This is a genomic window from Pseudomonas fluorescens group sp. PF-1 (genome assembly GCF_054481335.1).
In genome coordinates this window covers 3,121,798-3,143,721 of record NZ_JBTMNG010000002.1, presented here as the reverse complement: position 1 = coordinate 3,143,721, position 21,924 = coordinate 3,121,798, and the positions used below count along the sequence as shown (strand labels likewise).

The following is a 21,924-nucleotide window of genomic DNA, read 5'->3' as shown; positions in this document are numbered from 1 at the left end:
ATTGCGATGAGTACCGACGATAAACGCATCCGCGAATTTGCCTATCAGATCTGGGAGTCCGAAGGGAAACCCGAAGGCCAGGAAAGCCGTCACTGGGAGATGGCCCGCAAACTCGCCGAAGCTGAAGCGCTGGCGCCGAAACAACCGGCAAAAGCGCCGGCGAGCAAACCGGCCGTCAGCAAAACCGCCAATGGCAAGGCTGGCGAGGTCAAGGCGGCCGCACCAAAAGCCAAGGCCAAGCCGGCGGCAGCCTCGACCGTGATTCCACCCGGAGAAAAAGCCGCCGGCAAAAAGCCTCGCGCCGCGCGTAAACCGCCAGCGGTCTGATTGGCCCGGACTTTTTCCTGATCGAACGCGTGGCGAGTCCGCTCGCCACCGACGGACGCTCACCCTCAACAAAACCTGTGGGAGCGAGCCGACTCGCGAGGACGATTGACCCTCGACACATGCGTTACCTGACACCCCGCAATCGCGAGCCGGCTCGTTCCCACAGATTGCGGCGTTTTTGTACCTCACTTTGCAGGAGCACCTATGCCCAGTCCGAAGAAAACCGCGCCAGCCCCTCAAGTCGAGGCCTCGCGAATTCGTGAAGGCCTGCCCTTTCCACTGGGTGCGACCTGGGATGGTCTGGGGGTCAATTTTGCCTTGTTCTCCGCCCACGCCACCAAGGTCGAACTGTGCATTTTCGATGATGCCGGCGAAGTCGAGCTCGAACGCATCGAACTGCCGGAATACACCGACGAGACCTTCCACGGCTACTTGCCTGACGCCCATCCAGGGCTGATCTATGGCTATCGCGTCTACGGCCCTTACGATCCCGCCAACGGTCACCGCTTCAACCACAACAAGCTGTTGATCGACCCCTACGCCAAGCAACTGGTCGGCCAGTTGAAATGGTCCGAGGCATTGTTTGGCTACACCATCGGCCATCCCGACGCCGACCTCAGTTTCGATGAACGGGACAGCGCGCCCTTCGTCCCCAAATGCAAAGTCATCGACCCGGCGCACACCTGGGGCCACGATCACCGGGTCAGCGTGCCGTGGGACAAAACGATCATTTATGAGACCCATGTGCGCGGCATCAGCATGCGTCACCCTTCCGTCCCCGAGAACGTGCGCGGCACGTTCGCCGGGTTGATGGTCGACGACGTCCTGGAACATATCCGCAAGCTCGGCGTGTCCTCCGTGGAGCTGCTGCCGATTCATGCCTTCGTCAACGACCAGCATCTGCTGCACAAGGGCATGACCAATTACTGGGGCTACAACAGCATCGCGTTTTTCGCCCCCGACCCGCGTTACCTGGCCAGCGGCAAGATTGCCGAATTCAAGGAAATGGTCGCGCACCTGCACGAAGCCAACCTCGAAGTGATCCTGGATGTGGTCTATAACCACACCGCCGAGGGCAACGAACAAGGCCCGACCCTGTCGATGCGTGGCATCGACAACGCCTCCTATTACCGCTTGATGCCTGACGACAAGCGCTTCTACATCAACGATTCCGGCACCGGCAACACCCTGGACCTGAGCCATCCCTGTGTCCTGCAAATGGTCACCGACTCCCTGCGCTACTGGGCGAAGGAGATGCACGTGGATGGCTTCCGCTTTGACCTGGCGACCATTCTGGGGCGCTACCACGATGGCTTCGACGAGCGTCACAGCTTCCTCGTGGCCTGTCGCCAGGACCCGGTGCTGCGTCAGGTGAAGATGATTGCCGAGCCCTGGGATTGCGGCCCCGGCGGCTATCAGGTCGGCAACTTCCCGCCGGGCTGGGTGGAATGGAACGACAAGTTTCGCGACACCGTGCGTGCGTTCTGGAAAGGCGACGATGGGCAATTGGCAGATTTCGCCAGTCGCATGACCGCGTCCGGCGAGATGTTCAACCAGCGCGGCCGACGGCCCTATGCCTCGGTGAATTTCGTCACCGCCCACGATGGCTTCACCCTCAACGACCTGGTGTCGTACAACGACAAGCACAACGAAGCCAACGACGAAAACAATCAGGACGGCAGCAACAACAACCTGTCCTGGAACCATGGGGTCGAGGGCCCTACGGACGACCCGCAAATCAATGAGCTGCGCCAGCGGCAGATGCGCAATTTCTTTGCCACGCTGCTGCTGTCCCAAGGCACGCCCATGCTGGTGGCCGGCGACGAATTCGCCCGCACCCAGGACGGCAACAACAATGCCTATTGCCAGGACAGCGAAATCGGCTGGGTCAATTGGGACCTGAGTGAAGACGGCAAGGCCCTGCTCAAATTCGTCAAACGCCTGATCAAGTTGCGCCTGGCCTATCCGATCCTGCGCCGCGGGCGCTTCCTGGTCGGCAATTTCAATGAGGATATCGGCGTCAAGGACGTCACCTGGCTGGCCGCGGATGGCAGCGAGATGACCACCAAACATTGGCATGATGCGCACAATCGTTGCCTGGGCATGCTGCTGGATGGACGTGCGCAGGAAACCGGCATACGCCGCCAGGGGGCCGACGCCACCCTGTTGCTGGTGGTCAACGCCCATCACGACATCGTCAATTTCACCTTGCCGGAAGTGCCCGATGGCGGCTTCTGGACCTGCATGGTCGATACCAATCAACCGTCGATTCGCGGCCAGGAGCGCTTCGAGTTCGGCCACGAGTATTCAGTGACGGGCCGTTCACTGCTGCTGTTCGAACTGCAGCACGAAGAAGAGGATTGAAATGAGCCGGACTCCCGGCGGATAAAAATTTGTTTCAGATCGACGAATACGTGTCCGTGAGCAATACTCGATGCGCGGCGTTCCAGGGTTCGGAGCGCCGCGCATTGCTATCAACCCGCCCTCACGGGTCTGCCGGCTGGTCATGTACAAGGCTTGCGCACGACTGAAGGCAATAAGGAACAAGGACGTAGCCCATGAAACCTGTATCCCTCTGTGAAAGCAGCCAGTCGGGACAAATCTGGAACAGCGCCGCGCAACTGGACAACATTCCGGTAATCGGTACTCAGTCATTGGTCCCCCCTGGCGCTCGCGCCGTGGTGATCGCCCCGCATCCCGGCGATGAAGTGGTGACCTGCGGCGGCCTGCTGCAATTGCTCAGCGCCAGCGCTCACCCGCTGCAATTGATCTCGGTCACTGACGGCAGCGCGAGCCATCAGGGATCCCGGCAGTGGTCGGAAAAACGCCTCAGTGTGTTTCGCTCCCAGGAAAGTGTCGAAGCCTTGCGTCGCCTCGGGTTGCCCATGCATAGCCTGAAATGGATTCGGGGCGGCTTTACCGACAACGCCTTGGCCAACCATGAACTGAAACTGACGCAATTCATTGCGCGCTACCTGCGCCCCGGCGACGTGGTATTCAGCACCTGGAGCGAGGATGGCGTCAGCGACCACGACGCCGTAGGCCGCGCCAGCGCCAATGCCGCGAACATTGCCGGTGCAACGTTCCATGAAGTGCCGGTCTGGGCCTGGCACTGGCCGGCGCGTGATTACGGCTCTATCCCCTGGCACCGCGCGCGCAAGGTACGCCTGGACAGCTGGACGGTCGCGCGCAAGAGCCACGCCACCCACGCGTATGCCAGCCAACTCGATGGCGAGCCGGCGATCGGCCTTGCACCGATGCTGCCACGGGTGTTGCTGGAGCGGATGCGTTTGCCTTACGAAATCGTATTTGTCTGACACGACCAACAGCCAATGCGCGCGTGAGGACTATCCTTGCCTGACTCAAACTGAACTGCCCGCTTGTGTATCAGTCGCATACATAAGCAACCCGGATTCAGAGGCGTGAAAGTGGTCCGCAACTTCAAACGCGACACGATTGAATCAGTGCCGTCGAGCACCCCCCCGGCCATCCATCGACTGCGCGTGCTGACGGTCAATACCCATAAGGGATTTACCGCCCTCAACCGGCGTTTCATCCTCCCGGAACTGCGTGAAGCAGTACGCAGTACGTCGGCGGATCTGGTGTTTCTGCAAGAAGTGGTGGGCGAACACGAGCGTCACTCCTCGCGCTACAACCAATGGCCGGCCACCTCGCAATACGAATTCCTCGCCGACAGCATGTGGAGCGATTTTGCCTACGGGCGCAACGCGGTCTACCCGGATGGCCATCACGGCAATGCCCTGTTGTCGAAATACCCGATTCGCGAACACCGCAACCTCGACGTTTCCATCACCGGCCCGGAACGGCGTGGACTGCTGCATTGCGTACTCGATGTGCCGGGCCACGCCGAGGTCCATGCGATCTGCGTTCATCTGAGCTTGCTGGAAAGCCATCGCCAACTGCAATTGCAGCTGCTCTGTCAGTTGCTTGAGTCCCTGCCTGTCGACGCGCCGGTGATCATTGCCGGCGACTTCAACGACTGGCAGCTGCAAGGCAACGCCGCCCTCGCCCGTCGTGACGACCTTCATGAAGCCTTCGAACGCCACCACGGACGCCCCGCAAAAACCTATCCGGCGCGATTTCCCCTGCTGCGCCTGGACCGCATTTACCTGCGCAATGCCAGTAGCCATCACCCGACAATCCTCGGAAGCAAACCTTGGACGCACCTGTCGGATCACCTGCCGTTGGCGGTGGAAGTGCATTTGTGACGGTTAAAATCGCGCTGAAAAACCGTTGCATCAGCCGCAACGCTGGTCATTTCTGGTATTTCTGACAGTAGATGCAACTAGACGCTGCTGCTACGTTGCCCCTATCCGCAGGAAAGCCCCTACGGATAGGCAAACAACGTAGCGAGCGTTGCCGAAGAAATCTGGATGACGGGAGATTGCTTCCCGATGCTGTCTCGCAACTCGCGCTGCCGAGAGTGGCTGACGCACGGCCGACGCTGAGGCCGTGGCCAATCAGCCGCCGGTCCCGATGCGGAGACGAGCATGAATCCATGGCCAGATCTACCCAAGTACCGTTACAGCGCCTGCGCCTTTTCCCTCTGGCTGTGTGCCAGTTGGTCACCTTCCACCCTCGCCGCTTGCACCCTCACCCCCACCGCTGGCAACGATAACTTCGTCTGTGACAGCGCCACCAGTGGACCGCTGACCGATCTGGCGGGCAACAACACCCTGACGTTCCCCGCCAATGGCACCGGCACCATCAATGGCAATGTGACGTTTGGCAGCGGCAACGACACCGTCAAAATGGACTCCGGCACCCTCGCTGGCGTACTTGACCAGGGCGATGGCGCCAATGTTTTGCAAATCAACAACGGGGTGATCACCGGCGAAGTCCATCAGCACAACGGTATCGACACCTTCATCATGAACGGCGGACGCATCCAGTCTCTGGCGCAAGGCGAGGGCTTCGACAATTTCCTGATGACCGGCGGGACGATCGTCGGCGCCTTCGAAGACGGAGACTTCGCGAAGATGACCGGAGGCACCATCGGCCGGGTAGACATGAAGCTCGACGACAATACGTTCGATATGTCCGGTGGGCAGATCCTGGGAAATCTGGTCACCGGATTTGGCAACGACACCATCATCGTGGCGGGCGGTCGAATTGGCGGCAACATCAGTGTCAGCGGTGGCAATGACAACATTACGGTGACAGGCGGCGAGATCGCCGGTGAAATCCGCGCCAGCGCCGGCAATGACACACTTGTGTGGGACGGTGGCGGCATCATCCGCTCGGCGATCCTGATGGGCGATGGCAATGACACAGCCATTGTGCACAATCTGAGTGAGACCACCCTTGCCCTGACCCCGAGCATCGACGGTGGCACGGGCACCGATCAATTAACCTTCGACCACACCACATCCGCCGGCGCCGCCCGTTACATCAATTGGGAAATCGTCAACCTGAACAACGGTTCGCAATTCGACCTCGCCGGCAATTTCGTGCTCGGTGACAGCAGCAGCGGCACGGGTGTATTCAACATCGATGGCAGCAGCGTACTGACGTCCAGCCAGGGCAGCATCGTGCCCGCCACTGCTGGCCAGCGCGCGACCCTGAACAACGCCGGGGTGATCGACCTGAGCAGCGGCAATACGCGCACCAATGATGCACTGACCGTACAGGGCAATTATTCGGGTAACAACGGGCAACTGTTTTTGCAAAGCGCTGTGGGCGACGACAACTCGCCCAGTGACAAGCTGGTGGTCATCGACGGCACCTTGACCGGCACCACCTCGATCAGCGTCAGCAACCTCGGTGGCGCTGGTGCGTTGACCCAACAGAACGGCATCCAGGTGGTTCAGGCCCAGGGGACGGCCATCAGCGACAACGGCGCCTTTACCCTGAAAACGCCAGTGTCGGCGGGTGCGTTCGATTACGTCTTGTATAAGGGCGGTATCACCGCCGGCAGCGAAAACAGTTGGTACCTGCGCTCCTCCGTCGTCGCCGTGCCGCTGGTGGCCGTCCCGAACCCCGACCCGACCCTGCCGCCGATTCTGGTGCCAGTGGTGGCAACGCCGGTCGCCGCTGCCGGTAGCCCGCCACTACCCACCGCCCAACCCGGAGCCGCTCCCATTCCCCTGTACCGCCAGGAAGTTCCGATTTGGTCCGTCTTGACGCCAGCGGCTGCGCAACTGACCCTGACCGCCCTGGGCACTTTCCACGATCGCCAGGGCGATCAACGCCTGCTGAGCGAAACCGGGACCTTCGGCGCGGGCTGGGGTCGTGTCTATGGCAAGAATGTCGACCAGACATGGGCCGGCACCGTCACGCCACGGCTCGATGGTTCGCTTGACGGCTTCCAGGTGGGCAACGATCTGTACGCCTCGCAGACGTCCGAGGGCCAAACCCAACGCAGCGGGTTCTTCGTCGGCCATAGCCGCTTGAAGGGTGATGTCGACGGCTTCAACCAGGGCTTCGAAGGCAAACGCGCGGGCAAGGTCGAGCTGCGAGGTGACAGCCTCGGTGCGTCCTGGACCCTGACGGACGCCAGGGGCTGGTACATCGACACGGTGGCGATGTATACCTGGCTCGACGGCGACAGCCATTCCGAGCGCGGCCTCAAGCTCGATAACAAGGGGCACGTGGTGACGCTCTCGGTGGAGGCCGGTTACCCCTTCCCCCTGGCAGGCGACTGGGTCATCGAACCCCAGGCGCAGGTGATCCATCAGAACGTTAGCCTCGACAGCCAGAACGATGGAATCTCGCAGGTATCGTTCGATTCCGATCCAGCCTGGACCGGCCGCCTCGGCGCCCGGCTCAAGGGCCGCTACGAGGTCAGTGGCTTGCCATTGGAACCTTATCTGCGAGCCAACCTGTGGCATACGTTTTCCGGCACCGATACGGTCACCTTTGCCGGAAACACCGATATCGACACCGGGCAAAAATCTTCCTACGCCGATCTTGGTATCGGTGCCGTGCTGACGCTGGCGCCCTCCGTCAGCGTGTACGCCAGTGCCGACTTCTCCAGCAATATCGACAGTCAGCACCTGCGGGGAACGATGGGAAATGCCGGTATCAGGATCCGTTGGTAAAACTGAGCAAAGGCTCTAGCTCGTGACTTTTTTGGCGATTGCGCCATTAAACAAGAACTTAGTGAGCGCCAAAAAATCAGCCACTTACACTCCCTAAAATACCCCTACCACTTATCGGCCATTTTCTTGACGCAGTGGCAGCGGTCTCCTTGAATTCACGTTACTACCCCCGGAACCACAATCAGGGGCAAGCCCCCCAAGTCACCCATATACACGGGCGGCCCCCGGCTTGCCCCCATCCATCGGTCGCCCCTCATTCGGGGTAGGAGAGACGGCAAAGCGAGAACGGCATGCGATTGCAAGGTAGACCCCCATGAAAACTTCATTCACCCAACAAGAGATCAAAATCACTTTTTGCACAGTCTCGAGCTCACTCCTGCTGTGCTCTTCCATGGAAGTGCAGGCCTCGCCTGTCGAGGAAGAGACTTCGCCCTGGTATCGCCAGGACGTCCCGGTGCTCTCCTTGCCCGCACAAGTTTCCACGTATCCCGGCCGTTTCAGCGCCATGCCCGATCTTCGAAGTTCGCACCTGACGACCGAAGAGGCCTCGCCTGCTGCCTGGGATCAGGTGTACGGACAGGCCTCGCGCCAGGCACAAAACGATGTTCTCGCCGAAGGCCTTTCCACTGCCGGTGCCAGTCAACTCAAAGGCCCGGCACTCATGACCCTGGAAACTGGTAATGGCCGTACTCAGCGGGTCGGCCTGATCGGTGGCACCAGCATGATCCAGGGCAACAGCACGGGCTTGTTCACCAATCGCGCCCAATCCGACGCCAACAGCGACACCTTCAGCCTGCAAGGCCAAAGCCTCGGCGCCTACTGGAGCCTGATCGGGCCACAAGGCTGGCACGTGGACTTGACGGCCAGTGGCGGCCGGGTCAATGGCTATACCCGCAACGAGCAGGGTGTGCGGCAAGCCGCCGAGGGCAGCGCGATGACGGTGTCGATGGAAGGTGGCTTCCCCATCGGCCTGGGCGAACACTGGGTGGTTGAACCCCAGGCGCAATTGATCAATCAACGGATCACCCTGGACACTCCTTACGCAGGCTCGGGCACTGCCTCTTCCACTGACTTGTCGTCGTGGAGCGGCCGGGTCGGCGCCAAACTGAAAGGGAGTTACGACATCAACGGCCTGCCCGTGGAACCCTATGTGCGGACCAACTTGTGGCACACGGTGAACACCGGCAATACCGTGACCCTCGATCAGGTCGACAAGATCAGCAGCAGCCGGAACTCGTCCACGGTCGAGCTGGGATTGGGCCTGGTGGCCAGAATGACCCCGACCGTGAGCCTGTACGTCAGCGCCGATTACAGCAGTGACGTCGACCAAAATGATTTGAACGGGTTGATCGCCAGCCTGGGTGTACGGATGCGGTGGTGAGGGTCAGACCTCGAAAAGACTGTTGAGCGGGCTGACGCCATCGCGAGCACGCTCGCTCCCACAAGGGCCACACGGAACCTGTCGGAGCGAGTTGACTCGCGATGTGGCGAGGCGTTTTCGGATCAGCCCTCGGGGCGCAACATCAGCACCGCCAACGGCGGCAGATTCAGCACCAATGACAGCGCCTGACCATGACTCGGCGCTTCCTCGGTGAACGCCCCGCCGCTGTTGCCATAATTGGAGCCGGCATAGGTCGCCGAATCACTGTTCATCAACTCGGCCCAGCGGCCGGCAAATGGCACACCGATGCGATAAGCCTCACGCGGCACCGGGGTGAAGTTCGCCACCACCAGCACCGGCTTGCCGTCCTTGCTCCAGCGCAACCAGGCATACACGCTGTTGATGGCGTCATCGCCGATCAGCCACTGGAACCCTTTCGGTACATCATCCTGTTCGTGCAGCGCCGGCTCTTCGCGATACAGCCGATTGAGGTCGCTCACCAGCTTCTGAACACCTTTGTGTTCGGGGTACTGCAGCAAGTACCAATCGAGTTGCTGGTCGTGATTCCACTCGCGCCACTGACCGAACTCACAACCCATGAACAACAGTTTCTTGCCCGGATGCGCCCACATGAAGCTCAAATAAGCCCGCAGGTTGGCAAATTTCTGCCAGCGGTCGCCGGGCATTTTGTCGATGAGCGAATGCTTGCCGTGCACCACTTCGTCGTGGGAGATCGGCAGGATGAAGCGCTCGGACCAGGCGTAGACCAGGCCGAAACTCAGCTCGTTGTGGTGATGGGCGCGGTACACCGGGTCCTGCTGGATGTAATGCAATGAATCGTGCATCCAGCCCATGTTCCATTTGTAGGCGAAGCCCAGACCGCCCTGTTGCGTGCTCTGGCTGACGCCCGGCCATGCGGTGGACTCCTCGGCGATCACCAGGGCACCCGGTGCTTCCTGTGCCACAACGTCGTTGAGGTGGCGCAGGAAGTCGATGGCTTCGAGGTTTTCCCGACCACCATGGCGATTCGGCACCCATTCGCCGGCCTTGCGCGAGTAATCGCGATACAGCATCGACGCCACGGCATCGACCCGCAGGCCGTCGACATGGAAATGCTTGAGCCAGTGCAGCGCCGACGCCAGCATGTAGCCATGCACTTCGGTGCGGCCAAGGTTATAGATCAGCGTGTCCCAATCCTGATGAAAGCCTTCCTGTGGATTGCCGTACTCGTACAGCGCCGTGCCGTCGAATTGCGCCAGGCCATGGGTATCGGTCGGGAAATGCGCCGGCACCCAGTCGAGGATCACACCGATGTCGGCCTGGTGGCAGGCATTGACGAAGGCCGCGAACTCATCCCCGGTGCCGTAGCGGGCGCTGGTGGCGAATTGCGAGAGCAACTGATAACCCCACGAGCCGCCAAACGGGTGCTCCATGATCGGCATCAGCTCGATGTGGGTGAAGCCCAGTTCCTTCACATACGGAATCAGCCGCTCGGCCAGTTCCGGCCAGGTGTACTGGCGAGCCACTTCGCCCAGATCATCCAGCTCACATTGCCACGAGCCGGCGTGCAGTTCGTAAATGGACAGCGGCGCCGTCAGGCGCTGACGCTCGCCACGGGACTGCATCCATTCCTGGTCCTGCCAGTCGATCTTCAGCGGTGGGGCCACTTTCGAGGCCGTGTCCGGCGGCAAGGACGTGGCGAGGGCCATGGGGTCGGCCTTCAGCGGCAGGATCCCGTCCTTGCCAAGAATCTCGTACTTGTACGCCTCCCCCGCCTGCACGCGCGGAATGAAAAGCTCCCAGACCCCCGTGGGATGACGCAGACGCATCGGATGGCGGCGACCATCCCAGACGTTGAAATCACCGACCACCGACACCCGCCTGGCATTCGGCGCCCACACGGCGAAACGTACGCCGTCGACCCCGTCGACCGTCATCAGTTGCGCACCCAGGCAGCTGCTCAGGTCGCGGTGATTGCCTTCGGCGAACAGGTATAGATCCATATCGCCGAGCAGCGGACCAAAGCTGTACGGGTCTTCGGCAATCTGCTCGCCACCGGCCCAGCGGGTGCGCAGCAGATAGGACTGCGCCCGGTCGAAGTGCCCGACGAATAACCCCGGTGTCTGTGTCGGTTCCAGATTGCCGAGTTCTTCTCCAGAGTCCCTGGCCACCACCTGTACGCTCAAGGCGTCCGGCAGATAAGCCCGAATGAACTGTCCACCGGCGCCATCGCCGTGGGGACCAAGAATTGCAAAGGGGTCGTGATGTTCGGCGCGCACCAGCGCATCGATGTCCCGCGCCCTGGGTAGCAGGGCTTCTTTGTACTGACCCTGTTCCTTGTTCGAGAAACTCATGACTACTCTCCACCAAGATCGGAAAAGGGTTTAAGCCCGTTCAATAACCCGTACAAACCGTGCAACGGCACGGACAGCCATGTGGGGCGGTTCTCTGCCTCGTAGGCCACTTCGTACGCTGCCTTCTCCAGGCCGAACAACGCCAGCGCGGCGTCCTCGCCTTCAGGATCTTGCCATGCATGACCCAGACTAGCTGCCGCCAGCCGATAAGCGTCGACAAATGCTTGCCGCGCTTCGCTCAAGTAGCGATCGGAAACCCGTTGGCGAGCCGAGCGGGCTTCAGCAGTGTTATCAACGTTATGAACGTTGATGGCCATGGCCGCAGCGTAGTCGAAAGATCGCAAAACGCCGCTCACATCTTTGTATGGACTGTGCTTGCCACGACGTTCATGCAACGGTCGCGCCGGTTCGCCTTCGAAGTCGATCAAATAAGCATCACCCTTGATCACCAATACCTGGCCCAGATGCAAGTCGCCATGCACGCGAATCTTCAGGCCGCCTGCAGATTTTTTGCCCAGTTCCTGCACATGACTGAGGATGGCTTTTTTGTTATCCAGTAAACGGCTGACCAGGGTTTTGTCCGCCGGGGTCAGTTCCGTTTGATGTTGTTTGAGCAACGTCAGCGCATGCTCGATCTGTGCCACGACATCCCTGGTCGACGCCAGTGCCTCTTTTTGCGTAGTCAGGTGCGGAGCGAAATCCGGATTGTCACTCGGCGCGGCCAGCACCTGATGCATTTCCCCCAGGCGCTGCCCCAGCATGGCAGCGAAATCTTTCAATTCACCGAGCGCGTTGTAGTGTTGTTCCTGCTCGGACATGGCGTCCGCCAGTTCGTCGCGCAGTGCCCGCTCCAGGTTGTTCTGCGTCCACTCCCAGGCGTCGCCCTGATTGCTCAAGTAGCCTTGTGCAATCATCAGCAAGTTGTCCTCGCCCTTGGCATCCCGGCGCACCACCGAGCCCAGCAACGGTGAAATGTTGCGGAAACCGGCCTGAGTCAAATACGCGCTCATTTCCAGTTCCGGGTGCACACCGGAGGCGACTTTGCGGATCAGCTTCAACACCAGGCTGTTGCCGATCACCACTGAACTGTTCGATTGCTCGGCGGACAGATAACGCACTTCCGATTCAGCCGTCAGCCCCAGCCTGGCCAGCTCGGCGGTCGGCTCGAAGCGGATCTCACCACCGTCCGAAGGCAGCACCCGTTGGTCCTGCATGCCCTGCAACACGGTGCGGATGAAATTCTCGAGACTGAAGGCATCGGTGATCAAGCCGACCTGCGGCCCACGTCGAACCCGTGACAGTGCCAGTTGCTGCGGCAATGCCGTCCCGACCTGGTCTTCGGCAATGAAGCCGAACGGCAGTTGGTAACGACTGGTCTGGCCGCCGCTGGTGACTTCGATTTCACTCAACAGCACCGGGTGCATGGCATCACCAAAACGCACACCATAGGCCAGATGGACCTGCTCGATGGCCGCGTCCTTGCCAGCGAACCAGCGGCGGTTTTGCAGCCAGTTGGGCAAGATGTCCTGCTCCAGCGTACGTCGCGCCGGGGCTTCGAGCAGTTCTTCCATGCGTTTTTTCAGCACCAGCGTGGTGAAGTCCGGCAAGCTTTGGGCCGGTTCCACGTGCCAGCTCGGCATCTGGTTTTCCGTCGCCAGGACGAACCAATAGAAGCCATAAGGGGCCAGGGTCAGGAGAAAATTCAGCTGCCCGATCGGCGGAAACGCGTTACCGCCAAGCATCTCCACCGGCACCATGCCGACGTAGGCCGACAAGTCAAGCTCAGCGGCCTGCGCACTGCGGGACACGTTGGCCACGCACAGAATGATTTCGTGCTTGCCGTCCGCCCCGGTGAATTCCCGGGTGTAGGCCAGAATCCTGCGGTTGCTCGGCGAAAGCATTTTCAACGTGCCGCGCCCGAACGCCTTCGATTGCTTGCGCACCGCGAGCATGCGCCGGGTCCAGTTCAACAGCGAATGCGGGTCGCCGGCCTGGGTTTCGACGTTGACCGAGAGGTAGCCGTATTGCGGGTCCATGATCGGCGGCAGCACCAAGCTGGCCGGGTCGGCGCGGGAAAAGCCTCCGTTACGGTCGATCGACCATTGCATCGGCGTGCGCACACCGTCGCGGTCACCGAGGTAGATGTTATCGCCCATGCCGATTTCATCGCCGTAGTACAGCGTCGGCGTGCCAGGCATCGACAGCAGCAGGCTGTTGAGCAATTCCACACGGCGTCGGTCCCGCTCCATCAAGGGCGCCAGTCGCCGACGAATCCCCAGGTTGATCCGCGCCCGACGGTCGGCCGCGTAGTAGTTCCACAGGTAATCGCGTTCCTTGTCGGTGACCATTTCCAGGGTCAGTTCATCGTGATTGCGCAGGAATATCGCCCACTGGCAATTGGCCGGAATCTCCGGGGTCTGGCGCAAAATGTCGGTGATCGGGAAGCGATCTTCCTGGGCCAGCGCCATGTACATGCGGGGCATCAGCGGAAAGTGAAAGGCCATATGGCATTCGTCGCCGTTGAGGCCCTGTTTGTCTGTGTCGCCGAAATACAACTGCGTGTCTTCGGGCCATTGATTGGCCTCGGCCAACAACATGCGGTCCGGGTAATTGGCGTCGATTTCCGCGCGGATCTGCTTGAGGACGTCGTGGGTCTCGGGCAGGTTTTCGTTGTTGGTGCCGTCGCGCTCGATCAGGTACGGGATCGCGTCCAGGCGCAGACCGTCGATGCCCATGTCGAGCCAGTAACGCATTACCGACAGCACTGCCTTCATGACTTGCGGGTTATCGAAGTTCAGGTCCGGCTGGTGGGAATAGAAACGGTGCCAGAAATACTGGCCGGCGACCGGGTCCCAGGTCCAATTGGACTTTTCGGTATCGAGAAAGATGATGCGCGTGCCGTCGTACTTTTGATCGTCATCGGACCACACGTAGAAATCCCGCGCCGCCGAACCTTTCTTGGCCTTGCGGGCACGCTGGAACCAGGCGTGCTGGTCGGAGGTATGGTTGATGACCAGTTCGGTGATCACCCGCAGGCCGCGTTTGTGCGCCTCGGCGATAAAGCGCTTGGCGTCCGCCAGGGTGCCGTAGTCGCTGTGGACGCCGCGATACTCGGCGATGTCGTAGCCATCGTCGCGCCGTGGCGAGGGGTAGAACGGCAAGAGCCAGATGGTGTTGACGCCGAGGTCGGCAATGTAATCGAGCTTGTCGATCAGGCCGGGAAAATCGCCGATCCCGTCGTTGTTGGAGTCAAAAAACGATTTGACATGAACCTGATAGATCACTGCGTCCTTGTACCAGAGCGGGTCCTTGATGAAGGTCGCTGCCTTGGGTTTCTTCGCCATTGGAAACTCCTGTCGAATTCGAAATAACCTCTGAGCCGATCACCCATTCAAGTGTGGTTATTAACTGTGGTGGACTCAGGACGCGGTAATCCGCCAGATCCCGAACGGCTGGTGCGCCGGATCGATCCGCATGAACTGGTACTTGCCGTACCAGGTCCAGCGATGGCCGTTCATCAAGTCTTCGCCGTGGGTCGCGGCATCGTCGGGCAAGCCCATTTCCCACAGCGGCAATTCGAAACTCGCCTCCTGCGGGTGATGTGGATCGAGGTTGACGGCCACCAGGATGAAATTGCTGCCGTCGACGCTGCGTTTGCCGAAATACAGAATGTTGTCGTTCCAGGCGTTGTAGACCTTCAGGCCCAAATGCGTGTGCAGCGCCGGGTTCTGTCGACGGATGCGATTGAGCTGGGCGATCTCGGCAATGATATTGCCCGGCGCGGTGAAGTCCCGCGGACGTATCTCGTACTTCTCGGAGTCCAGGTATTCCTCCTTGCCCGGAATCGCTGCCGACTCACACAGCTCAAACCCGGAATACATGCCCCACAACCCGGAGCCCATCGTTGCCAGCACCGCACGAATCAGAAACCCGGGGCGCCCGGAATCGTGCAGGTACGCCGGATTGATGTCCGGCGTATTGACGAAAAAGTTCGGCCGGTAGCATTCGCGCCACGGCGATTCGTTCAGCTCGGTGAAATAGGTCGCCAGCTCCTGCTTGGTATTGCGCCAGGTGAAATAGGTGTAGCTCTGGGAGTAACCGACCTTGCCCAATCGGGCCATCATGGCCGGCGTGGTAAAGGCCTCGGCGAGAAAAATCACCTCGGGATACAACGCACGCACATCGGCGATCAGCCACTGCCAGAACGGCAACGGCTTGGTGTGCGGGTTGTCGACGCGAAAGATCTTCACGCCCTCCTCGACCCAACCGACCACTATGTCGCGCAATTCGACCCAAAGACTGGGGATCGCCTCGGCGGCATAGAAGTCGACGTTGACGATGTCCTGGTATTTCTTCGGCGGGTTCTCGGCGTATTTGATCGTGCCGTCCGGCCGCCAGTTGAACCAGCCGGGATGCTGTTTGAGCCACGGATGGTCCTGGGAGCACTGAATGGCGAAGTCGAGGGCGATTTCCAACCCGTATTCGGACGCGGCCACCACCAGCCGACGGAAGTCTTCGCGGGTGCCCAGTTGCGAATGAATCGCCTCATGGCCGCCCTCTTCGCTACCGATGGCGTAAGGGCTGCCGGGGTCGTCCGGCCCGGCGCTCAGGGAATTGTTCGGGCCTTTGCGGTAGCTGCGACCAATCGGATGAATCGGCGGGAAATAAAGTACGTCGAAGCCCATGTCCTGAATCATCGGCAAACGCGAATGCACGTCGTTGAAGGTGCCGTGGCGCGCTGGATCGTCAGTGATCGAGCGTGGAAACAATTCATACCAACTGGCGAACTGCGCCAGTTCGCGTTCGACATCAACCGGATACTCGGGGCTCAAACTCAGGTAAGCACGGTGATCGGCCTGGGCCATTAACTCGGCGCTACGGTGGTGCAGAAACAACGCGACCTGCTCGGTTTCGAGCAACCCGGACAATTGATGGTGCAACGCCGCCAGTTGTTCGCTCAGTTGCCCCTCGGTGCGCTCGGCCGCTTGCTGAACCTGATGGCGGCCTTCCTGCAACTCCAGGCTGACCGGGACCGAGGCCATGTGCTTTTTTTCCAGCTCGTAGCGGAAACTGGCGAATTGATCGATCCAGGCTTCGATGCAGAACACATAACGCCCCTGGTCTTCGACGCGGAAGCGGCCCTGCCAGCCGTTGTTACCCAGGTCCGTCATGACTTCGCTCTGCCAGACCTCATCGCCCTCGGCGCGCCAACGCACCCGTACCGCGAGCTTGTCGTGACCGTCGGCAAACACTTTGCTGGTCACCACCACGTCCTGCCCCACCACGGCCTTGATGGCAAACTGCCCACCGTCGAGGGTCGGCATGGTGTCTTCAATCACGATTCGTGGCAGTAAAAGCGCCTGTGACAGCGGCATGTGCGGGTTGTAGCTCAGTTCTGTCGGTTTTTCAGTCGTCATCGAGCATCTCTCCGTTACGCCCCATGGACGCTCTTGTGTCTGGTTGTCATCCCAATGAACTCACTTAGGTTCCGAGCGCCGGGCGCCCGGAAAAGTTCATCGGCAATTGGCCGGAATCAAATCCGTGGTGTGGCGGTCAATCAACTTAAGCACGACTCACGCCATGTGCCACTGGAGGCTAGACCATGACCAATCCATTCCCGGGCGAAACACCCGATCCGAATATCGACAACCCGGTGATCCCGCCGACGGACCCGCAACCTGTGCCCGAGCAGGAGCCGCCCGACACCACGCCACCACGGGAAGAACCGCCTAAGACCATGCCGCCGGTGATAGTTACGCCGGAATGACCATAGGCTGACGATCTTTCACCGTTGTACCTGTAGGAGCGAGCCCGATTGCATTGGAATAACGAGCACCGCTGAGTGTCTGGTTTTCCGCGTCATCGTTAACGACCATCGCGAGCAGGCTCGCTCCTACAGGTGGTCGTTCTTCCTTTCGAGCACCTTCACGATTCTCGGCATCACACTGAAAATCACCAACGCCAACACCGTACTGAACACCGCCGTCGCCTCCCTGCCCAACCCGGCGGACACGCCGATGGCGGCGGTCATCCATAAGCCGGCGGCGGTGGTCAGGCCTTTGACGTGGCCTTCGTCGCCTTCCTGGTTTTTGAGGATGGTGCCGGCGCCGAGGAAGCCGATGCCGGCGATGACGCCCTGCACGACCCGGCTCATGGCATCGGCCTGGGAGCCGGACATCTGTGGCACCAATACGAACAGCGCCGCGCCAAGCGCCACCAGCATGTGGGTGCGCACTCCGGCCGCCTTGCCCTTGCTCTCGCGCTCGAAGCCGAGAATGCCACCCAGGGTCGCGGCGATCAGCAGGCGCACGGTGATGCGTGTCAATTGCGAGGCGTCTGCGATGTCAGCGAATTCGGCTTGCATGGTTACCCAGACTTCGTGCCACCAGGCGTTCATGGCGTGGTCCTTGAAAAGGTCATGGAGGGTGGACAGCGCCGACCATTAATCGGTTGCACAGAACGATGGCCGCCGGGCGTGCCCTAACACTGTAGATCCCGCTGAAAGAAGGACATCTCCATGACCGTGCGCATCGAAAACCAGACTTGCTTCTTTACCACCGAAGACGGCGAAGAAATTCGTCTGTGCACCGACGTCACCATTGTCACCGACGCGGAAAAAGCCATGTCCGCGGTGGACATCAACGGCCAGCACATTTACATCACCGAAGCTGAAGCCGACGCATTGACCGTCGCCGGCGCGGTCGACGGTCGCCGACACCTGAAGGCGACGGACAGTGATTCGGTGATTTGACTGACCCGGATCAACATCGGCCGCAAACAACTGATATAGCCGCCCGCGTCCCGTTGCGAAAGGTGCTTCAACTTGCCGCAGGGGAGCACGCGGCACTCATCTGATCCTGTTTTTATTGCAATACCTGAGTCTGTTATGCAAACAGATGGCCGCTCATAGTGCTCATGCCTGATGGAGGCTGATGAGCGAAAGACCATGAGCGAGAGAATCCCCGTCCGAACCGTAGAAAGCGCCCCGACCGTAAGAATTCATGAACCTTCACGCCCGAAGGTGAAGGTCAAGACCAGTGACAACCTGATCCATACCCGTAGCTTCACCGGTTTGTTCCGCACCCTGCGCATGAGCGGTGCCGGTTTTCTGTTTCTGCTGTTCTTCGGCACCGTGTGGTTGAACTGGGGTGGCCGCCAGGCGGTGCTCTGGGACCTGTCCGAAAGCAAATTCCACATCTTCGGCGCGACGTTCTGGCCCCAGGATTTCATCCTGCTCTCGGCCCTGCTGATCATTGCCGCGTTCGGGCTGTTCGCGATCACCGTGTTCGCCGGCCGGGTATGGTGTGGCTATACGTGCCCGCAAAGCTCCTGGACCTGGATCTTCATGTGGTGCGAGAAAATCACCGAGGGCGAACGTAACCAGCGCATCAAACTGCAAGCCGCGCCCTGGGGCTTGAACAAACTGATGCGCCGTTCGGCCAAGCACACGCTGTGGCTGGCCATCAGCCTGCTGACAGGACTGACCTTCGTCGGCTACTTCACGCCGATCCGGCCGCTGGCCGAAGAACTGATGACCTTGCAACTGAGTGGTGTCAGCCTGTTCTGGGTGCTGTTCTTTACGGGTGCGACCTACATCAATGCCGGCTGGCTGCGTGAGGCGGTGTGCATGCACATGTGCCCCTATGCGCGGTTCCAGAGCGTGATGTTCGACAAAGACACCCTGACCATTTCCTACGACGTCGCCCGTGGCGAGAACCGTGGCCCGCGCAAGCGTGAGGTCAAACCGGCGCAAGTCGGGCTGGGAGATTGCATTGATTGCCAACTGTGCGTGCAAGTGTGCCCAACCGGCATCGACATCCGCGACGGCTTGCAGATGGAGTGCATCGGCTGCGCCGCCTGCATCGACGCCTGTGATTCGATCATGGACAAAATGGGCTACGCTCGCGGGCTGATCAGCTACACCTCGGAGCATCAGTTGCAAGTTGGCAAGACTCACCTGTTGCGGCCACGGCTGATCGGCTACACCGCCGTGCTGTTGGTGATGATCGGCGCTTTGGTGCTGGCCTTGGTCGAACGACCCATGGTGTCGCTGGACGTGAGCAAGGACCGCGGCCTGTTCCGCGAGAACAGTCAGGGGCAGATCGAAAACATCTACAGCCTGAAAGTGATCAACAAGACCCAGCAGCGCCAGGACTACCACCTGACGCTGGTCGACGGCGACGGTTTCCAGTTACAGGGCAAAACCGAACTGAGCCTGGCGCCCGGCGAGATCGTCGATGTGCCGGTGTCGGTGGCAATGACGACGGAACGGCCGGAAAGCAGCTCGAAAAGCATCAGCTTCAAAATCGTCGACAGCGACGAGCCCGGCATCTACAGCGTGGCCAAGAGCCGGTTTGTGGCGCCAATGAACCGTTGAGCCTTTAAGATGCACACCTTTGTGGCCAGGGAACAAGCGCCCTGGCCACAGTCATTCGATTCGATTCCATCGCGGGATACCGATGAAACGCTACGAAAAATTCGCCGATGACATCGCTGAACTGATCCGCTCCGGCGTTCTCGGCCCCGGGCAGCGCGTGCCATCGGTACGCTACGCCAGCCAGACCTACGGCGTCAGCCCCTCCACGGTGTTCCAGGCCTACTACCTGCTTGAGCGCCGCGGCTTGATCCGCGCCCGGCCGCGCTCCGGCTATTTCGTCAATGCCCATGCACCGCGGCCGTTTTCCGAGCCGGAGATCAGCAGCCAGGTCAACGAATCGACCGAAGTCGATGTCAGCGAACTGGTGTTCTCGGTCCTCGATTCGATCAAGGACCCAAACACCGTGCCCTTCGGCTCGGCGTTCCCCAGCCCGACCCTGTTTCCATTGCAACGATTGTCACGGTCGCTGGCCAGCGCCAGTCGCGCGATGGACCCGCGCATGGTCGTGACCGACATGTCGCCGGGCAACCCGCAGTTGCGTCGGCAAATCGCCCTGCGCTACATGGTCGGCGGGCTGATGCTGCCTATGGAAGAACTGCTGATCACCAACGGCGCACTGGAAGCACTGAATCTGTGCCTGCAAGCCGTGACCCAACCCGGCGACCTGGTGGCCATCGAAGCCCCGGCGTTCTATGCCTGCCTGCAGATTCTCGAACGACTGAAACTCAAAGCCGTGGAAATCCCGGTGCATCCGCGCGACGGCATCGACCTCGGCGTGCTCGCACAAACCCTGGAACGTCACCCGATCAAGGTGTGCTGGTGCATGACCAGTTTCCAGAACCCCATGGGCGCCACCATGCCCGAGGCGAAAAAACAGGAACTGGTGGAGCTGCTGCGTAGCCATCAAGTACCGCTGATCGAAGACGATGTCTACGCCGAGTTGTATTACGGTCAACAGGCACCGAAACCGGCCAAGGCGTTTGATACCGAAGGCCTGGTGATGCATTGCGGCTCCTTCGCCAAAAGCCTTGCTCCCGGTTATCGCATTGGCTGGGTGGCTGCCGGCCGCTACGCGCAAAAAATCGAACGCCTGAAGCTCATGACCTCGCTTTGCGCCTCGATGCCGGCTCAGGCCGCCATCGCCGACTACCTGCAGCACGGCGGCTATGACCGGCACCTGCGCAAACTGCGGTACGCGCTGGAAGAACAGCAAAGCGCGATGCTCGCAGCCATTGCCCGCTATTTCCCGGCACAGACTCGCGTCAGCCAACCGGCGGGCGGCTACTTTTTATGGCTGGAATTGCCGGAGCAGATGGATTCGCTGAAGTTGTTTCAGATGGCGTTGGCCCAGGGCATCAGCATTGCGCCGGGGCCTATATTCTCACCGACCCAAAGGTTCAGGAATTGCATTCGATTGAATTACGGGAGCCCGTGGAACGAGGCTGCGGAAAAGGCGATGGAGACGTTGGGCCGGATTGTCAGGTCCTTCTGACGTTCAGATGTCGCTTGAAAGGACGCTATCGCGAGCAGGCTCGCCCCCACAGGGCGACTCGGTCAATTGTGGGAGCGACAATCCTGTGAACTAACGTCCACCGCCCAAATCAACGAAAGTCCCGGTCGCATAGGACGCCTTGTCCGACAGCAACCAGATAATCGCCTCGGCCACTTCATCCGGCCGGCCGCCCCGGGCCATGGGTATCGCCGACTCGAGTTTGCTGACCCGATCAGGATCGCCGCTCAGCGCATGGAAATCGGTATAGATGTAGCCGGGACGTACGGCGTTGACACGAATGCCTTCGCCGGCCACTTCCTTGGACAGGCCAATGGTGAAGGTGTCGAGTGCACCCTTGGACGCGGCGTAGTCGACGTATTCGTTGGGCGCGCCCAGGCGGGCGGCGACCGAAGACACATTGACGATGCTGCCGCCCTGCCCGCCGTGCTTGGGCGACATGCGCAGAATCGCGTGTTTGGCGCACAGAACGGGTGCCAGCACATTGGTCTTGAGGGTTCTGAGGATACGGAATTCGGACATTTCGTCGACACGGGACTTGTGTCCCACGGTGCCGGCGTTGTTCACCAGTGCGGTGACCCGGCCGAGCTCGGTATCGACCCGGTGAAACAACGCGATCACTTCATCTTCGATGCTGACATCGGCACGCACGGCGATGGCTTCAGCGCCCAGTGCGCGGACTTTATCCAGCACGCTCTGGGCCGCTTGTTCATCAGACTGATAGTTGATGCAGATCCGGTACCCTTGTTCGGCGGCCAACAGGGCTGTGGCGGCACCGATGCCGCGACTGCCGCCGGTGATAACAATGACTTTGTCCATACAAGCTTTCCCCGTTTCAAGCGTAAGCGAACCGGGGGGAAGGATAACCGTCCTCTTCGGTTTTTGCATGGGTCTGTTGCCATTCGATATGGCGA

General features: G+C 60.4%; 15 protein-coding genes. 10 read left to right on the top strand and 5 right to left on the bottom strand.

Going from position 1 to position 21,924, the window contains the following annotated elements; genetic code table 11:
- Positions 1-6: 6 nt before the first annotated feature.
- The 6 genes from ACX3YD_RS29290 (at position 7) to ACX3YD_RS29265 (ending at position 8,769) form a co-directional block, all read left to right on the top strand.
- Entirely contained in the window at positions 7-327 is a 321-nt protein-coding gene (locus tag ACX3YD_RS29290; RefSeq protein WP_103406088.1) for a DUF2934 domain-containing protein, read from the top strand.
- Positions 328-531: 204 nt separating this feature from the next.
- Positions 532-2,691: a glycogen debranching protein GlgX gene (gene glgX / locus ACX3YD_RS29285; RefSeq protein ID WP_458961714.1), complete on the top strand. Its 2,160-nt coding sequence runs from the start codon at positions 532-534 to the stop codon at positions 2,689-2,691.
- A gap of 194 nt (positions 2,692-2,885) precedes the next feature.
- Complete coding sequence (locus ACX3YD_RS29280; protein ID WP_458961713.1) at positions 2,886-3,644, top strand: PIG-L deacetylase family protein; 759 nt, start codon at positions 2,886-2,888, stop codon at positions 3,642-3,644.
- 111 nt (positions 3,645-3,755) lie between these two features.
- Entirely contained in the window at positions 3,756-4,556 is an 801-nt protein-coding gene (locus ACX3YD_RS29275) for an endonuclease/exonuclease/phosphatase family protein (protein WP_458962093.1), read from the top strand.
- A 282-nt stretch (positions 4,557-4,838) separates the two neighbouring features.
- Positions 4,839-7,388, top strand: coding sequence for an autotransporter family protein (locus tag ACX3YD_RS29270; protein WP_458961712.1), 2,550 nt, complete (start codon positions 4,839-4,841; stop codon positions 7,386-7,388).
- A 313-nt stretch (positions 7,389-7,701) separates the two neighbouring features.
- Entirely contained in the window at positions 7,702-8,769 is a 1,068-nt protein-coding gene (locus tag ACX3YD_RS29265) for an autotransporter outer membrane beta-barrel domain-containing protein (RefSeq protein WP_458961711.1), read from the top strand.
- 122 nt (positions 8,770-8,891) lie between these two features.
- Here ACX3YD_RS29265 and glgB read toward each other — a convergent pair whose 3' ends face one another.
- The 3 genes from glgB to ACX3YD_RS29250 all read right to left on the bottom strand — a co-directional run bounded on the left by glgB (position 8,892) and on the right by ACX3YD_RS29250 (position 16,540).
- Positions 8,892-11,123 carry a 1,4-alpha-glucan branching protein GlgB gene (gene glgB, locus ACX3YD_RS29260; protein ID WP_458961710.1) on the bottom strand — a complete coding sequence of 744 codons (2,232 nt, stop codon included), beginning with the start codon at positions 11,121-11,123 and terminating at the stop codon, positions 8,892-8,894.
- 2 nt (positions 11,124-11,125) lie between these two features.
- Positions 11,126-14,467 carry a maltose alpha-D-glucosyltransferase gene (gene treS, locus ACX3YD_RS29255; RefSeq protein WP_458961709.1) on the bottom strand — a complete coding sequence of 1,114 codons (3,342 nt, stop codon included), beginning with the start codon at positions 14,465-14,467 and terminating at the stop codon, positions 11,126-11,128.
- Between the two features lie 75 nt (positions 14,468-14,542).
- Positions 14,543-16,540, bottom strand: coding sequence for an alpha-1,4-glucan--maltose-1-phosphate maltosyltransferase (locus tag ACX3YD_RS29250; RefSeq protein ID WP_458961708.1), 1,998 nt, complete (start codon positions 16,538-16,540; stop codon positions 14,543-14,545).
- 185 nt (positions 16,541-16,725) lie between these two features.
- Between ACX3YD_RS29250 and ACX3YD_RS29245 the strand changes: the two genes are divergently transcribed.
- Positions 16,726-16,890 (top strand): hypothetical protein, encoded by a 165-nt coding sequence (locus ACX3YD_RS29245; RefSeq protein WP_458961707.1) that lies wholly within the window; start codon positions 16,726-16,728, stop codon positions 16,888-16,890.
- A gap of 126 nt (positions 16,891-17,016) precedes the next feature.
- On the opposite strand, the gene ACX3YD_RS29240 is transcribed toward ACX3YD_RS29245, so the two are convergent.
- Positions 17,017-17,520 carry an MgtC/SapB family protein gene (locus tag ACX3YD_RS29240; protein WP_458961706.1) on the bottom strand — a complete coding sequence of 168 codons (504 nt, stop codon included), beginning with the start codon at positions 17,518-17,520 and terminating at the stop codon, positions 17,017-17,019.
- Positions 17,521-17,640: 120 nt separating this feature from the next.
- Between ACX3YD_RS29240 and ACX3YD_RS29235 the strand changes: the two genes are divergently transcribed.
- The 3 genes from ACX3YD_RS29235 to mapR all read left to right on the top strand — a co-directional run bounded on the left by ACX3YD_RS29235 (position 17,641) and on the right by mapR (position 20,992).
- Entirely contained in the window at positions 17,641-17,874 is a 234-nt protein-coding gene (locus tag ACX3YD_RS29235) for a DUF3203 family protein (RefSeq protein WP_458961705.1), read from the top strand.
- 195 nt (positions 17,875-18,069) lie between these two features.
- Positions 18,070-19,500 (top strand): cytochrome c oxidase accessory protein CcoG, encoded by a 1,431-nt coding sequence (gene ccoG, locus ACX3YD_RS29230; RefSeq protein ID WP_458961704.1) that lies wholly within the window; start codon positions 18,070-18,072, stop codon positions 19,498-19,500.
- A gap of 82 nt (positions 19,501-19,582) precedes the next feature.
- Complete coding sequence (gene mapR / locus ACX3YD_RS29225) at positions 19,583-20,992, top strand: GntR family transcriptional regulator MpaR (RefSeq protein ID WP_047528467.1); 1,410 nt, start codon at positions 19,583-19,585, stop codon at positions 20,990-20,992.
- A 90-nt stretch (positions 20,993-21,082) separates the two neighbouring features.
- Here mapR and ACX3YD_RS29220 read toward each other — a convergent pair whose 3' ends face one another.
- Complete coding sequence (locus ACX3YD_RS29220) at positions 21,083-21,829, bottom strand: SDR family oxidoreductase (RefSeq protein WP_047528466.1); 747 nt, start codon at positions 21,827-21,829, stop codon at positions 21,083-21,085.
- Between the last annotated feature and the right edge of the window lie 95 nt (positions 21,830-21,924).